Annotated in this window: 13 protein-coding genes and 1 other annotated feature; of the genes, 9 read left to right on the top strand and 4 right to left on the bottom strand. The window is 52.7% G+C overall.

Features of this window, described 5'->3' with window-relative positions:
• Positions 1-278: hypothetical protein (locus tag ACGG90_RS13335; RefSeq protein WP_390410164.1), on the top strand; the 278-nt coding region annotated here is incomplete at its 5' end.
• Between the two features lie 115 nt (positions 279-393).
• Complete coding sequence (locus tag ACGG90_RS13330; protein WP_390410162.1) at positions 394-1,122, top strand: class I SAM-dependent methyltransferase; 729 nt, start codon at positions 394-396, stop codon at positions 1,120-1,122.
• A gap of 460 nt (positions 1,123-1,582) precedes the next feature.
• Here ACGG90_RS13330 and ACGG90_RS13325 read toward each other — a convergent pair whose 3' ends face one another.
• Complete coding sequence (locus tag ACGG90_RS13325; RefSeq protein WP_390410160.1) at positions 1,583-3,124, bottom strand: ABC-F family ATP-binding cassette domain-containing protein; 1,542 nt, start codon at positions 3,122-3,124, stop codon at positions 1,583-1,585.
• A gap of 120 nt (positions 3,125-3,244) precedes the next feature.
• Between ACGG90_RS13325 and lepB the strand changes: the two genes are divergently transcribed.
• Positions 3,245-3,835, top strand: a complete 591-nt coding sequence (lepB, locus tag ACGG90_RS13320) for a signal peptidase I (protein ID WP_390410159.1) — start codon at positions 3,245-3,247, stop codon at positions 3,833-3,835.
• Positions 3,836-3,891: 56 nt separating this feature from the next.
• Here lepB and ACGG90_RS13315 read toward each other — a convergent pair whose 3' ends face one another.
• From ACGG90_RS13315 to ACGG90_RS13305, 3 genes are all read right to left on the bottom strand, one after another.
• Positions 3,892-4,632, bottom strand: a complete 741-nt coding sequence (locus tag ACGG90_RS13315; RefSeq protein ID WP_390410158.1) for a DUF975 family protein — start codon at positions 4,630-4,632, stop codon at positions 3,892-3,894.
• Positions 4,632-5,423: a glycosyltransferase family 2 protein gene (locus ACGG90_RS13310; RefSeq protein WP_390410156.1), complete on the bottom strand. Its 792-nt coding sequence runs from the start codon at positions 5,421-5,423 to the stop codon at positions 4,632-4,634. The genes ACGG90_RS13315 and ACGG90_RS13310 overlap by 1 nt, the downstream gene beginning before the upstream one ends.
• A gap of 899 nt (positions 5,424-6,322) precedes the next feature.
• Positions 6,323-7,084: a DeoR/GlpR family DNA-binding transcription regulator gene (locus ACGG90_RS13305; protein ID WP_390410155.1), complete on the bottom strand. Its 762-nt coding sequence runs from the start codon at positions 7,082-7,084 to the stop codon at positions 6,323-6,325.
• A 318-nt stretch (positions 7,085-7,402) separates the two neighbouring features.
• Here ACGG90_RS13305 and ACGG90_RS13300 point away from each other — a divergent pair, with 318 nt between their 5' ends.
• The 6 genes from ACGG90_RS13300 (at position 7,403) to brnQ (ending at position 14,883) form a co-directional block, all read left to right on the top strand.
• Positions 7,403-8,086 (top strand): hydrolase, encoded by a 684-nt coding sequence (locus ACGG90_RS13300; RefSeq protein ID WP_390410168.1) that lies wholly within the window; start codon positions 7,403-7,405, stop codon positions 8,084-8,086.
• Positions 8,087-8,270: 184 nt separating this feature from the next.
• Positions 8,271-8,512: a binding site (T-box leader), on the top strand.
• 56 nt (positions 8,513-8,568) lie between these two features.
• Positions 8,569-9,372, top strand: a complete 804-nt coding sequence (locus ACGG90_RS13295; RefSeq protein WP_390410153.1) for a homoserine O-acetyltransferase/O-succinyltransferase family protein — start codon at positions 8,569-8,571, stop codon at positions 9,370-9,372.
• Positions 9,365-10,480: a trans-sulfuration enzyme family protein gene (locus tag ACGG90_RS13290; RefSeq protein WP_390410152.1), complete on the top strand. Its 1,116-nt coding sequence runs from the start codon at positions 9,365-9,367 to the stop codon at positions 10,478-10,480. The genes ACGG90_RS13295 and ACGG90_RS13290 overlap by 8 nt, the downstream gene beginning before the upstream one ends.
• A 3-nt stretch (positions 10,481-10,483) precedes the next feature.
• Positions 10,484-11,644, top strand: a complete 1,161-nt coding sequence (locus ACGG90_RS13285; RefSeq protein ID WP_390410150.1) for a trans-sulfuration enzyme family protein — start codon at positions 10,484-10,486, stop codon at positions 11,642-11,644.
• 46 nt (positions 11,645-11,690) lie between these two features.
• Positions 11,691-12,983, top strand: coding sequence for a homoserine dehydrogenase (locus ACGG90_RS13280; protein ID WP_390410148.1), 1,293 nt, complete (start codon positions 11,691-11,693; stop codon positions 12,981-12,983).
• A 511-nt stretch (positions 12,984-13,494) separates the two neighbouring features.
• The gene (gene brnQ / locus ACGG90_RS13275; protein ID WP_390410146.1) at positions 13,495-14,883 is read left to right on the top strand and encodes a branched-chain amino acid transport system II carrier protein; all 1,389 of its coding nucleotides are present in this window, start codon (positions 13,495-13,497) and stop codon (positions 14,881-14,883) included.
• Positions 14,884-15,044 lie beyond the last annotated feature (161 nt).

The raw sequence follows: 15,044 nt of genomic DNA, 5'->3' as shown, positions 1-15,044 counted from the left end.
CCGAAGCTTTAGATCCGAGATTTACTAGCGAATTGACTTCGCTCATGTTTAATTCTTTTCATTTAAGAAAAGCCCTATCACATTTACGAAACTTTGTTCAGTTTTCAAAGGACTACCTTGTTGATAATGACGCAATCAACTTAATCATTATATCATTATCAGCTTATCGTTGTCAAGAAAAAGTTGAAATAACTTTTTCTCTTAGAAGCGAATTACTCGCTCACGACAACTTTTATATCATACCAACATTTTCAAGTGATGTCAACAACTATTTTTGATGACCTTTTGGAAACGCCGGTGTTATCGAAAAGACAACTTTGATATCATACCAAGTGAAGGTAAAGGCGTCAACCTTTTTCTGAAAAAAGAATTTTGCAAAGGCGGGAGTCAATCATGAATCAAGCTGAATGGAATGAATTCGCTGCAACCTATGCTGCGATCCAACGCGAATCGCAGCTGCCTATCGAACAAGATGTCGTCGCCGCATTGGCCACCCGCTACCCGCTGGCTGACTGGCGCGTCGCTGATGTGGCCGCCGGCTCCGGCCGCTACACGCTGCCGTTGGCCCAACGTGCCAAACAGGTGGTGGCCATCGACTGGGCCCAAGCCATGCTGGATGAAGCCCGCACTTGGCTGAACCAACATGAGCAATCTAACGTCACCTATCAACAAGGCGACTGGCATGATCGCGTTTCGCCCATCGCCGAACTCGTTTTCGTCAGCCAGCTGCCGACTTTAACTGCCGACGAATTGCCCCAGCTGGCCGGCTTGGCGACACGCGCTGTAGCGATCAATAGTCAAATCAAGTGGCGCTCCACTGCCCAAAGCAAAGTCGCCAAAGCGCTAAGTTGGGCCTTGCCTACCGCTTATCAAGCCGACCCCCAGCGCGTACAAAACTTCCAGCACGCCCTCACGATCAGCAAACACGCTTATCACCAGCAGACGTTCACTTACACACTATTGGAAGAAACCACGCCTCAAGAAGTGCTCGCCAGCTTTGAGCGGCCCTACACGCTCACCCAAGCCAACACCACAGCGCAAGTTCTAGGCGCAGCTGATGCACAAGCGGTGATCCAAACCACCACCACTTACGCTTATACCTTGCTGGATTGGCCGGTGTAAATCAAAAGCGGGCAAATAGGTGCAAGACATTTTACAACGCAAACGGCTCTACGCCGCGATTCATGCAGAATCGTGGCGTAGAGCCGCTTGGTGTTCGTCGAGCTGTGCAAAGCAACGCGGCATGATATAAGTCGTGACGCCACTTGGGCATAGTGCGCCCAAATCTCATCCCGCCTTATAGCCACCGCTAAATGCGCTTTGCTTCGCTTTGGTCTTCGTCGAGCTGCGCAAAGCAGCGCGGCGTGATATAAGTCGTGACGCCACTTGGGCATAGTACGCCCAAATGTCATCCCGCCTTATATCCACCGCTAAATGCGCTTTGCTTCGCTTTGATCTTCGTCGAGCTGCGTGGCGCAACGCGGGTGCAGCTAGCTACGCCCTCGTACTCGCGGCAAAGTACGCCACAAGCACGAGGGCTAGGCTACCTGACCCGCTAAGTGCGCGCCACTCCGCTTTGGTCTTATTGACGCAAGTTCTCGATATTGATGCGGGTATCGACCCAGCTGTCATCATAGAAGCCTGCTTCATGTGAAACCAGCAAAACAGCGCCTGGGTATGCGATCAATGCCGCACGCAAAGCGGCTTTGGTATCGTCATCCAAATGGTTGGTCGGTTCGTCCATCACCAAGATATTGGTGTCTTGCAGCATCAAATCAGCAAGCTTGACCTTGCTTTGTTCCCCACCAGACAATAACTGCAGCGGCTTATCCGCTTCTTCGCGGGTCAAGCCAGTCCGTGACAACACTTGGCGCAAGGGGCGCTGGCTTAAAGCCGGGAATTGCCCCAATAAATATTGCAGCGGCGATTGCTTAGGAATCGCCCAGTTGAGTTCTTGTTCGAAGTAGCCAAACACCACGTTCTCGGCGATTTCCACTGAACCAGACAAAGCCGGCAAGCGGCCGAGAATGGTCTTGAGCAGTGTTGACTTGCCGATCCCATTGAAGCCTTCTAAGGCGATCACTTCGTCTTTGGCTACTGAGAAGTTGATTGGTGCCAGCAGCGGTTGTTCATAACCTACCACCAAGTCGTTGACGTCAACGAGGATCTGGCGCTGCACTGGGGTGTATGGAAATTGAATATGCGCCTTAGGCCGGGTACCAGGCGGCGTGAGGCGATCGATATGAGCCAATTGCTTCTCCCGCGAACGAGCCATAGTAGAGCGGGTGCCGGCTTTGAACTTGGCGATGAAGGCTTCGGACTTCTTGATTTGGGCTTGCTGTTTGTTGTAAGCCTTCAAGTAAGTTTCGTGGTCCTTCTCTTTTTGCTTCATGGCTTGCTTGAGACTGCCGGTGTATTTGGTGATCTGGGCAAATTCAATGTCCAACACCGCGTTGGTCACGTCTTCCAGGAAGTCAAAGTCATGTGAGATCACAATGAAGGCCCCTTGAAAGTCTTGCAGCCACTCAGTGAGCCATTGAATATGGGACACATCTAAGTAGTTGGTCGGTTCATCCAGCAGCAGCATGTCCGGCTTCTCTAATAGAAGTTTGGCCAAGATGATCTTAGAACGCTGGCCGCCAGATAATGCATCAACTGGATGCTGCCAGCCGATCGCATCTAACCCCAAGCCGGTGCCGACGGTTTCGATCGTGGTTTCCAGATCATAGAAGTCGCGTGCTTCGAGTGTCTGTTGCAATTCGCCAGCCTTTTGCAACAATTCGTCGTCAGGATTTGTGGCGTAATCGTTGTAGATCTGGTTCATTTTCGCTTCTTTGGCGTACAAATCGGCGAAGGCCGTCTTAAGAAAATCCATGACGGTTTGCCCCGGTTGCAAGTTGGCATACTGATCGAGGTAGCCGACGCGCAGGTGCTTTTGCCAAACAATGGTGCCTTCATCTGGTTCCATCGCCCCGGTCAAGATCTTGATCAAGGTGGACTTACCGACCCCATTCTGGCCGACGATCCCCAGGTGATCTTCTTTGTTTACTTGGAAACTCGCATCTTGGTACAGTTGCTTATCAATAAAGCGTTGCGACAGATGCGTGACAGTCAAGACACTCATAAGCCGCCTCCTTTCTTTTTTCTGAAAATTGCCCATTTAAGGCTAGCACAATGCGCCGCGGTTCGCAAATCGGCTTGGCAATATGGTATCCTTAAGCTAACAACCTGAGGAGGTGCCACCGTGAACAGATCCTTCTTGCGCGGGCTGGTTGAGCTGGTTGCTTTGCTGGCAGTCGTCTTGATCGGCATGCAGTTTCTCATGCACCACGTTATCAGCAAAGACGTGGTGCGTGGTACCTCGATGCAGCCGAGTTTGCAAAGCGGCGACCGGCTGTATTCGATCCGCAACAAAGCCGTTAAACGCCACGCCATCGTGGTCGTCCACGCGCCAGACAAGCCTGGCGAATTGTACATCAAGCGCGTCATCGGCATGCCAGGCGATACGCTAAAAGTCGTCGCCGGCAAATTATATGTTAACGATCACTATCAGAAAGAACCTTACTTATCTGCCAGCTTCAAACATCACGCTGTCAGAACTTACGCCGCACGCTTAGGCGTGGCACAAGACAGCATCCAATACACCACCGACTTCAACATTCAAACCCTCGCCTCAACGCAAGCCAAGCACGTGCCTGCCGGTCAATATTTCGTGATGGGCGACAATCGCTTGGTGTCGCATGACAGCCGCGACTTCGGCTTCGTCAGCCAAGCGCAGATCCAATCTGTGGTGCTGTGGCGCTATTGGCCGCTTAATCAGTGGCAATGGTATTAACCGTTTTAAAAGCCTCGTTTTTTCCAGCAACTTGCTGAAAAAAACGAGGCTTTTGCTTATTGAACGTGACGTTGGTGATAGGCCTTGATATTTTCGTAATAGCCGGCATCGACCATTTGTAAATATGGATCGATCATAAAGTCAAACAAGTGGCAGGTGATCGCTTCCAGGATAAACCAGCCGATCAAAGACAGCTGCAAGACGAAATAATCCAGCTTGAAGCCGCGCATCAAGCGCCATGATTGGCCCAAAGCCGCAAAAACGCCGAAGCGGCCGTTCTCTGCGGTGCGCTTGCCGTCATAATAAGTGTAATAGCTCATCGTCAAGCCAAACATCAACAAGATCCCAGGGATAATGAACGCCGTCACCCCGATGAACGTCAAGAACGTCACCCAAATGGCCACCGCCAAGATCCCCAAGAAATACTGGGCATTGAACAAGCGCATAATGGCCTGCCCTGGCCGCACCCGCTTTAAATCGCCGCGGTACACATCCAAGGCGGTAAAGGCGATCCCTTGGGTGAACCACAACAAGATCAAGTCTTTCAACAAGCTTGAGCGCGTATCGGCGTGCTGCTCATAATAGCTGGCAAAAGCCGCCGGTTCAGTAGCCATGCGCACCACCCCGAACTTGTTGATCAAGGTGGTCATCGCCCACATGCTCAAGAAAGTGAACACCACTGTGATCAGCCAAGGCAAAAGGTTAGCAATCATCATTTGGCCCCAGTTGCCATCAGCACGCAAACGGGCCTTGGCGTTATGTTTGATTTGGCGCCGCGTTAATAATTCATCGTCCATTAGTGATTGCCATCCTCCTTGCCAAACTTGGGATCGGCCACGCCGACTGCCCGCTTCTCGTTAACCATGATCGAACCGATCCGCCACAATGCCCACAATTGTTGCGGCACTGCGCCGATGACCCCTAGCGAACGCGTCGCCGAATCCGCACGCACCACATGATGATACCCAGGTGTCCCATAATAGAAGAAACGGCTGGTGGCCATGATATAAGCGGCATTGAATAATTCGTCTTCCATGATCGCGACGTTCTCATCAAACGTCAAATGCAGCGCCGTGATCACACTGCGCCGATAGAACTTATTCCATAAGTACCCGCGCACCACCCCGGCAGGTGCCAACATTCCTCGCAGCAGCTGTTTGCGCGTGAGCTCATGATCAACGCACGACTTGGCCGCAACAGGCTTAGGTTCAGGCGCATCGGTATAAAAGGGACTCACGAGCAGGTCATAAGGCCCCGCTTCTAAAGTCTTAACAAAATTCGCCACATAATCTGCCGCGACCCAATCGTCACCATCCATAAACGCCACATATAAGCCGGTGGCCTTTGCCAAGCCGGCATTGCGCGCCGCAGACACCCCGCGGTTTTCGTCACAATAAATCGGCGTGATCCGCGGATCGCGCGCGGCAAACTCAGCAATCAAAGTCGCCGACTCATCTGTGGAACAATCGTCGATCAATAAGATCTGCAAATTCGAATATGTTTGATCGATCAAGCTTTGCACACTTCGCTTCAAATACGGCGCCACATTATACACCGGCACGATCACGGAGACTAACGGTTTGGTCACACACTCACCTACATTCCTTCAATCGCAAATCTGTTATGACATAATTTAAAACACCTACTGTTATCATACTGCTAATTACGCCACGCGCCTATTATTAAGCATCAGCTGTCGCATAACAGGCAGCGTGATATAAGTCGTGACGCCGCTTGGGCCAAGTGCGCCCAAACGTCATCCCATCTTATATTCATCGCTAAGTGCACTTTGCTCATAGTCGAGCTCCGCAAGGCAACGCGGCGTGATATAAGCTGTGACGCCGCTTGGGCCAAGTGCGCCCAAACGCCATCCCATCTTATATCCACTGCTAAATGCGCCTTGCTCCGCTCTGTTGCGTAGGTCAGGGGTTGCGTAGGTGCATGGGGGCCGCAAGCCGGTCAGGCCGTGAAACGTGCGGTGTCAGGTAAGACTCGCGTCGACGCAAGCGCAGCGCAGCTAGAGGCGAGGCTTACCTGACACCACACGCGGCAAGTTTCAAGACCCGCGTTGAGCGCAGCGAGGCGGGGCTTGAAACTTAGGTGGAAAACGCGCGCTTTCAAGCGCGGTTGGAACCGGCCACACCGCCTGCGCCGGCTTGCGGCCCCCATGCGCCGAAGCAACCCCTGGCCGGGCCATTACCAAATCCACGCCTTACCCGATCCTAGTCGAGCTGCGCAAAGCAACGGGCTTGCGTGTAAGTCATCCCGATCTAATGGCACAAACCGCCATCAGCTCAGGCTGCCTTACACACAGCCCTAAGTACGCTTTGCTCCGCTCTGTTGCGTAGTCGAGCTGCGTGCCGCAACGCGGGTGCGGTTAGCTAGGCTACCCGACCCGCTAAGTGCGCGGCACTCCGCTCTGTTGCTTTGCTCCGCTCTGTTCATTATATAGAAGATATTCCCCCATAGAAATAACTTTAACCAAGCTTAAGGAATCGCGACGACGAAGTTGGTGTCGGTGCCAAACCAAGCTTGTTGCGGCGCTGGCACGGCGGTGTCGGTGATCAAAGTATCGATCTTATCTAAGGTAAAACCGCGATATGTTGCAGTTGTTTGGAACTTCTGAGTTTCTGAAACCACCACGACCCGCTTGGCTGAAGCAGCCACTGCCGCTTTAATCGCCGCGTCATTCTCATAAGCGAAGTACAAGCCGCCGGGCATGATCGCCGTGGCGCCAATGAATGCAGCATCAAAGGCCACCGTGGCGATTTTGGCCAAGCCGGCAGTGGAATAGAAGAAACGCGCATGGTGATTCAAGTTGCCGCCTAACAGGTGCAACTTGACTTCCGGATGCACGGCCAAGGCGATGGCATTATCCAGCGAATGCGTGTAAATCGTCACCGGTACATTAATGCTTTGCGATAATTTCAACAACGTGGTGGAATCATCCACAAAGTAGACACCGCCTGGATGGATCATGCCAATGGCGGCTTTGGCCATCGCGGTTTTCTCAGCAGAGAACAGCTTTTGCCGCTGTGAATAGCTGGGGATCGTGTGGCCGAATGTCAAACTCACGATCCCCCCGCGCGTCCGCCGGCCAGCGCCTGATGCATCCAGTGCCACCACGTCGCGTCGGGCGGTGTCGCGCGACACCCCGACTGCATTCATGATATCTTCGATGCTGAGTTCTTGTTTTTCCGCCAGCAACTTCTTGATTTGTTCGAACCGTTTCTCTCGGTACATCGCCATTATGGCCACCGCCTTCTCAACAACTTACTTTCATTATACCCGAAACCCACCCAATGTGGGGCGGCGGCTGTGCTTAAGCGTTGCCAGAAGCACCAAGTGAGTTATATGACAAAAATATTTCGTGATGCTTGTGTAACAGCCAAGTAACAATATGACGAAAAAGCGGCGTTTTGTCATGGCAATGGTATGACCATGACATACCGCTCCCTTATACTGCATGTTGTTAAGGGGAAACGTCACAAATACTAGGAGTGAATTTTTATTCTAAACCAACGATTACATTTCATGGCCGCAGCGTTAGCCACTGTATGTGGCAGCATGTTTGCCATCAATACCGCAAGCAAGACCGTTGAAGCGATCGACTCGACGACTAGCACTCAGCACGCCCAAAAAGCCGACAACGGTCAAGCATCTGCTCACGCAACTGCCAAATATATCGTATCGACCAACCATATGCTCCACCCTGTTCAAAAGATCGAAATCAAAGTCGGCGTCAACAAAATCGCCGAAGAACGCGAACGCATCGCCGCGCAAAAAGCCGCCCAAGCTAAGGCTGCGGCTGCGCGCGCTGCCGCACAACGGGCTGCACAAGCCAAAGCGGCAGCGGCTTTGCGGGCTAAACAAGCCGCTGCGCAAAAAGCGGCGCAACAACAAGCTGCCCAGCAGCAAGCCAGCCAACAGGCCCAACAACAAACCACGACCACTACTGCTGCGCCTGTAGCAACCACAACCAGCAACCATGGCACCTTCAAGCTGAGCTTCTATGATCCCGCAGTGATGGGTTCAAACATGGGCTACAGCGGCGTGGCAGCGAACTTGTCGGTTTTCCCGCGCGGCACGCGCTTGAAGATCACGTTGTCTGATGGCACGGTATGGTATCGCACCGTTAACGACACCGGTTCTTTTGCCCAAAGCAACTCACGGCAGCTTGACGTGGCCATGCCTTCCAGCCAGATCCCTTCTGCTGGGGTGTTATACGCCACAGTTGAAGTCGTCGGCTAAATTTTACAACCACTTTGCCAGTCGCATTTTGCGGCTGGTTTTTTTGTTGCCGCGCTGTTTTGATAGTTTTTGTTTATCACCTGCCTGGCAACACGCCGTTGCCGCCAGGGCGCGGTTTTTTATGTGGATAATATGATAAAATGGCTTGACGATTATGAGAATGAGCCGTATGATTGCAATAATCATTATTACGTTGAAGAGATAAGTAGCTGCACGCGCATCTTAAGAGAGCCGACGGTTGGTGTAAGTCGGTGTTGGGCGCCAGCGAAAATGGTCTCGGAGTAGCGCTGTCACGAGCCTTAAGGTAAGTGGTGGCCGGGTACGCCCGTTATTGCGTCACCGTATCGCGATTAAGCCGTACGGACGAGTGTTAGCCGGTAACGACTAGCAGAAAACCGGGTGGTACCACGCACAAGCGTCCCGCGTTCCAAGCAATTGGAGCGCGGGATTTTTTTGTATCTTCACAACAAGGAGGCAGCGATATGGCACATGTCAACATCTTAAGCGGACTTACTGCCAATGCAGCAAGTGCCCAAGCAAATGATTTGAATATCTTGGTGCTGAACTTGATGCCAAATCGCGCCATCACTGAACGCCAAATCGCCGCGGTGTTCGCCCAAGGCTTGCGCGATGTCGCTTTGACCTTCTGCTTGCCGGATACTCATCATATCCGCCATCACGAACTGGCGCTGCGCCAAGCCTACACCAGCTTCAGCGCCATTAAAGAGCGACACTTTGATGGCTTGATCGTCACCGGTGCAGCCATCGATCGTCTGGCTTTTGAAGATGTCGACTTCTTTGCGGAATTGCGCCGCATCTTGACTTGGCGCAAGACTCATGTCGACGGTGCCTTGTACATCTGCTGGGGCGCTTATGCCGCCGGCAGCATCGACGGCACCTTCAGCGGCCAAAGGCTCACCAAGAAGATCTCTGGTGTCTACACCACCGACGGCTTGACGATGCCGCATTCGCGTTACTTCACGATCCCGCAAGCTGCGGTGCATCGCGGCCAGATCATCGCCGGGTCCAAGGCTTTAGGGGCGACGCTGATCGAAGACAGTGCCAACAACAACTGGTATCTGGCGGGTCACTTGGAATATCAAACCGGCACCTTGCGCGCGGAATACTACCGCGATTGCCGCAAGGATCCTGCAACGCCTTTGCCAAAGCATTATTTTGACGAAGACTTACAACCGCACAACACCTGGCACAATGACGCGCAACGCGTTTATGGTGCTTGGCTTCAAACATTAACAACTACTACTCGGAGGCGCAATCATGGCTAAACTCGCAACGCAATTGGTTCAAGGTACTAACGGTACAGATGACTTCAACACAGGCGCGGTAGTCCCAGCATTATACTTGTCTACCGCCTTTCGTCATCCCGGCTTAGGCGAGTCTACCGGCTATGATTATTCCCGCTTGACCACGCCGACGCGGGCTTTGCTGGAGAAGCAATTAGCCGCTATTGAAGTCGGCAGTCATGCTTATGCGGTCAGCTCAGGCATGGCCGCCATCGACTTGGTGTTCTCCACTTTCACCCGTACCGGCGATCACTTCATCGCGTCAGATGACTTATACGGCGGCAGCTTTCGGTATTTTGACGAACGCCAAGACCACTATCAAATCAATTATGACACTTGGGACGGCGTGGATGTTGACGCGTTGCTGTTAGCCATTCAAGACAACACGCGCTTGATTTGGTTGGAAACCCCGTCGAATCCGACGATGAAAGTCATCGACATTGAAGCCGTCGCCACGGCGGTGCATGCCATTCGCCCAGACATCTTGATTGCCGTGGACAACACCTTCTTGACGCCGGTATATCAACAACCCTTAACGCTTGGTGCTGATTTGGTGGTGCATTCTGCCACCAAGTACCTCGGCGGCCACAATGACATCTTAGCTGGTGCGGTGATCACCGCTTCTGATGAATTAGGTGAAGCCTTGAGCCAGCAGCTGACCACCACCGGTCAGAATCTTGATCCTTTTGATTGTTGGCTCTTGTTGCGCTCTTTAAAAACCTTGAACCTGCGCATGCATGGCCACACCCATAACGCTCGCGCTGTGGCTAAGCACCTAAGCGACTTAACTGGTATCGATCGCGTCTTGTACGCCGGCATCGGCGGCATGATCAGCTTCTATCTCAACGATCATTACAGTGTAGATGCTTTCTTGCAAGGCTTGAAGATCTGTTCATTTGCTGAAAGTCTGGGTTCAGTGGAAACCTTGATCACGGTGCCGGCGATCCAAACCCACCACGACATGCCAGAGGCCCAGCGCCTGGCTTTGGGCATCACCGACAATTTGATCCGCGTTTCTGTTGGGCTGGAAGACGAAACCGACATCATCTCAGACCTCGATCAAGCCATTGCTAACGCCAAGAAGGAGTAAATCATGCACGATTACACCAAGATCATTAAAGCCACTACTGTCAAAGACCCAGTTAGTGGCGCCGTGAACACCCCGATCCACTTAAGCTCAACATTCAACCAAGCCGACTTCGACCACTTTGGCGAATTCGATTATGCCAGAAGCGGCAACCCGACGCGCAAAGTCGGTGAAGCAGCGGTGGCAACGCTTGAAGGCGGCAAGTTCGGTTACTTGTTTTCAACTGGGATGGCGGCAATTTCCAGTGTGCTGAGCATTTTCTTCCAAGGCGATCACCTGGTCGTCACCAAGTTCGTTTATGGCGGCACCTTCCGCATCTTAGAAGACGTGCTCAGCCGCTTTGGGATCACTCACACCTTCGTGGACCCGACGAACTTAGCCGAAGTTGAAGCCGCGATTCAGCCCAACACCCGCGCGATTTACATCGAAACCCCTTCTAACCCGGTGTTGAAAGTCACCGACATCGCCGCAATCGCCAAGCTTGCCCATGCCCATGACTTGTTAACCATCGCCGATAACACCTTCATGTCCCCGGTGCTGCAAAAGCCGTTAAGCTTAGGCGTTGATATCGTGGTGCATTCTGCCACGAAGTTCTTAGCCGGCCACTCAGACATCTTAGCCGGCGCGGCGATCACCAACGATCAAGCCTTAGCCGATCGCATTTACTTCATCCAGAATGCTTTCGGGGCCACATTAGGCGTCACCGACACCTTCTTGTTGCTGCGCGGGATCAAGACTTTAGGCGTGCGCATGGCCCAATCCAGCAAAAGTGCCCAACAGCTGGCGAAATGGTTGCATCAACAACCGCAAGTCACTCGGGTGTGCTACCCAGGCTTGCCCAGTGACCCAGGCTATGCCATTCAGCAGCAACAAGCGGCCAATGGCGGCGCAGTGTTAAGCTTTGATGTGGGCAGCGCCGCTAACGCCAAGATCTTGGCGGAAAGTTTGACCATCCCAGAATTTTCTGTATCGCTAGGCGGGGCGGAAAGTATTCTATCTTATCCGCCAAAGATGAGCCACGCGGAAATGAGCCCAGAAGAGCAGCTTGCCAGCGGCATCACCCCAGGGCTGTTGCGCTTTTCTGTGGGGCTGGAAGATGCGGATGACTTGCAAGCGGACTTGGCCCAAGGCTTGGCGAAACTTGCACCTGTTGCCGATGGCGATTGAAATTGACTGAACTTAATGTGTGAACTATGAATTTGGAGGCTTTGCCATGGCAGAATTACATGTTGGCCTGTTAGGGCTTGGTACCGTTGGCCGCGGGGTCTGTGCGATCATCGCCAAGCCGCATCCGCAATTAGCCGCCAGCGGCTTGAAGATCACCCGCGCGGCGGTGCGCACCTTGACGCCGCAGCGCCAAGCGCAATATCCGGACATCGCCTTGACCACCGACGCGTTAAGTGTGGTCAACGACCCGGACATTCAAATCATCGTCGAAGTGATGGGCGGCATCGATTTGCCTTTCGCCTTACTTAAGCAGGCCCTTAAAAACGGCAAGCATGTGATCACCGCCAACAAAGACCTGATCGCCACGCATGGCAACGAACTCACCGCCTTGGCGGTACAACACCACCGCGCGTTAAATTATGAACCTGCCGTGATGGGCAGTATCCCGATTTTGCGCACGCTGAACACGAATTTTGCCGGCGACGATATCACAGCCTTATACGGCATTGCCAATGGCACTTCTAATTTCATCTTGTCGCAAATGAACAGCGGCGCCAGCTACAACGAAGCCTTAAAGCGCGCCCAAGCCAAAGGTTTTGCCGAAGCCGACCCCACCAACGACGTGGAAGGCTTAGACGCCAGCTATAAGTTGTTGATCTTAAGCCGCTTGGCCTTCAACTTAGACCCGAACATGGCCAGCATCACCCGCCAAGGCATCAGCACCTTGCGCCGCGCTGATCTTGCCGCAGCTGATTTCTTTGGCTACACGATTAAGCCGTTGGTTTCAGCGGTGCGCAACGGCGCGCAATTGGCCTTGAACGTGGCGCCGACTTTGGTGCCGAAAGACCACCCGTTATCCGGGGTAGCGAATGAATTCAACGCGATTGTCTTGGTATCGACCAACACCAATTCACTAATGCTCACCGGCCCTGGCGCCGGCTCGCTGCCTACCGCCAACGCCGTGGTATCAGATCTGCAAGAAGTGGCCAACACGATTCGCGGCAAGCAGTTGCCCACAGTGGCCGCCAAGTCTTTGCAGCCAGCCACGGCCTTTGATCTGCCGACGCGCCAGTTGATTGCCTTAACCACCAATGGCTTGGTCACCGGCTTAGACGTGGCCACGCAATTAGGCATTCACGGGCAAATCTTTGCTTCCGGCGATCAATTGCATCTGTTAACGCAGCCGGCGCGGCGTCAAGAAGTCGCGCAGTGGCGTGAGGCACTGACCCATTTTGTCGGGGTGCGGCTGCATCATCTGCTGCCGGTATTTGACCCGAATGTTCGCGGCGCTGCCGAGCTTTCTCATCAAGATGAGAAAAAAATGAACATTACTGCTTGACTTTCGCCAGGATTTAATCTAAATTAGAGCCAACATCAATTGAGACAACGACATTGAGTAGCAAAGTAACCAGGAGCGCTTGTCAGTGAGCCGCGTAAAGTGTGAAGCGGCCAAGTTAACCGAAGTGAAAGTAGGCTACGAGTCGATACTGCGACATAAACGCGTTCAGCGCCCCAACGCGACCGTGTCTAGCTAGCATTCACCAACGACCCAAAGTACGGGTCATCGGTGAGTGCTACGCTAGCCAGATCGCTAAGTGCGGGTCGCTTCACGCTCTTGAAGTGGTATCTGGGATTGCGCCCATTACAGCAATGACGTATCGCCAATTTGGCCGTACGTTTAGAGGCTCATTCGGTGACGAATGGGCGATGCAAGGTGGTACCGCGCAATAAGCGCCCTTGACAGAGAAGTTTCTCTGTCAAGGGCGCTTTTTTGTTTGAGTCAGGCCAACTCAAACCGCCCTGTCTCATTGATCCGCTGCACTGGTGAATTTAACTTGGAGGCGTCAATTATGCAAACCAAAGATCACAAATTAAATCGTAAAGAATATATTATCCTCGGTTCTATGTTATTCGGCTTATTCTTCGGGGCCGGCAACTTGATTTTCCCGATCCACTTAGGGCAGATCTCCGGCGGCAACTGGCTGCCTGCTACGATCGGCTTCTTGTTGTCAGCGGTGCTGCTGCCGCTGATGGCGATCTTGGCGATTGCCATGACCCAATCTGACAGTATGTACCACCTGGCTCGCCCAGTTGGCCACGGCTTTGCGCTGTTTTTCCTGGTGTGTACTCACGCCAGCTTAGGCTTGTTGATCGCCACGCCGCGGACGGCCACGGTTACTTTTGAAATGGCGATCCAGCCTTTCATCAGCAAAGGCCACACGCAACTGGCATTATTGATCTTCTCGGCGATTTATTTCTTGATCACCTATCTCTTATCCCGCCATCCGCAAAAAATCACCGATTACGTCGGCAAATTATTGAACCCGGCATTGTTGCTGTTGTTAGCTGTGGCCTTCTTCACCGCTTTTGCCATTAAAGGCGATGGCAGCACCTTGGCTGCCAGCACCCATGCCACTAAAGCCATCGGCAACTTATCTAACGGCTTCTTGCAAGGTTACAACACCATGGACGCCTTGGCCGGCTTAGGCTTTGGCGTTACCATCGTGGCTGCGTTGAAGTTCTTCGGCGTTCACACCGCCAACACACGCTCTAAAGACGTGGCCAAAGTAGGCGCCTTGTCCATGGGCCTTGAAGCTTTGGTTTATATCCTCTTGATTGCTTTAGGCGTGATCTCCTTGCACTTCACCAAGATCACCGCTAACGGCGGCCCGGCTTTCAACGCCATTATGACGCATTACACCGGCATGATCGGCACCAGCTTGCTGGGGGCCATGACTTTCTTGGCTTGCTTGACCAGCTGCATCGGCTTGGTTTCCAGCTTGTCGCAAGACCTCGGGACGCGCTTTCCGAAGATCGGCTTTGGCAAATTCTTGATCGGCACCTGCACTGGCAGCTTCTTGATTTCAAACTTCGGGCTTAACCAGATCATCGCTTTATCCAGCCCAATCTTGATGCTTTTATACCCGCTGGCCATTGCCTTGATCTTGCTGGGCTTGCTGCACCCCTTCATCGGCAAGCAGCCAACGATTTACAAAGCCACCATCGGCTTGACCTTGATCCCAGCGATTTTAGACGCCATTCACGCTTTGCCGCCATTCTTGGCCAACAACGCCTTCGTGCAAGCCATCAACAACTTCGGCATGCATTACATCCCAATGTTTAGCATTTCCATGGACTTCATTCCATTCATGCTAGTCGGCTTGATCGGCGGCACTTTGATCGCCAAGTTATCCGGCCAGAAGCTCAACGCCACCGCTGGCGAATTGACCCAAGATTAACCTTTGCTGCACCCCAAAAGTCGGGCCCAGTGCCCGAGGCAGCAAAATTGTTTCACGTGAAACATCTGCGCAAAGCCGCTTGGCAAAAGGGCTTTATACTGAACGGCTTAGCCCGTCAGTTGCAATTTATAACAATAATGATCATCTTGATCACAAAACAA

The sequence above is a fragment of the Lacticaseibacillus jixiensis genome (genome assembly GCF_042847315.1).
Taxonomy (GTDB): Bacteria; Bacillota; Bacilli; order Lactobacillales; family Lactobacillaceae; genus Lacticaseibacillus; species Lacticaseibacillus jixiensis.
The sequence above is the reverse complement of the archived record's forward strand: the minus strand, read 5'-3'. Positions and strand labels throughout refer to the sequence as shown.

Coding starts and splice junctions, on each gene's coding strand:
- ACGG90_RS13330 (WP_390410162.1), top strand. CDS start 394: ATGAATCAAGCTGAATGGAATGAATTCGCTGCAACCTATGCTGCGATC.
- ACGG90_RS13325 (WP_390410160.1), bottom strand. CDS start 3,124: ATGAGTGTCTTGACTGTCACGCATCTGTCGCAACGCTTTATTGATAAG.
- ACGG90_RS13315 (WP_390410158.1), bottom strand. CDS start 4,632: ATGGACGATGAATTATTAACGCGGCGCCAAATCAAACATAACGCCAAG.
- ACGG90_RS13305 (WP_390410155.1), bottom strand. CDS start 7,084: ATGGCGATGTACCGAGAGAAACGGTTCGAACAAATCAAGAAGTTGCTG.
- ACGG90_RS13300 (WP_390410168.1), top strand. CDS start 7,403: ATGTTTGCCATCAATACCGCAAGCAAGACCGTTGAAGCGATCGACTCG.
- ACGG90_RS13295 (WP_390410153.1), top strand. CDS start 8,569: ATGGCACATGTCAACATCTTAAGCGGACTTACTGCCAATGCAGCAAGT.
- ACGG90_RS13290 (WP_390410152.1), top strand. CDS start 9,365: ATGGCTAAACTCGCAACGCAATTGGTTCAAGGTACTAACGGTACAGAT.
- ACGG90_RS13285 (WP_390410150.1), top strand. CDS start 10,484: ATGCACGATTACACCAAGATCATTAAAGCCACTACTGTCAAAGACCCA.
- ACGG90_RS13280 (WP_390410148.1), top strand. CDS start 11,691: ATGGCAGAATTACATGTTGGCCTGTTAGGGCTTGGTACCGTTGGCCGC.
- brnQ (WP_390410146.1), top strand. CDS start 13,495: ATGCAAACCAAAGATCACAAATTAAATCGTAAAGAATATATTATCCTC.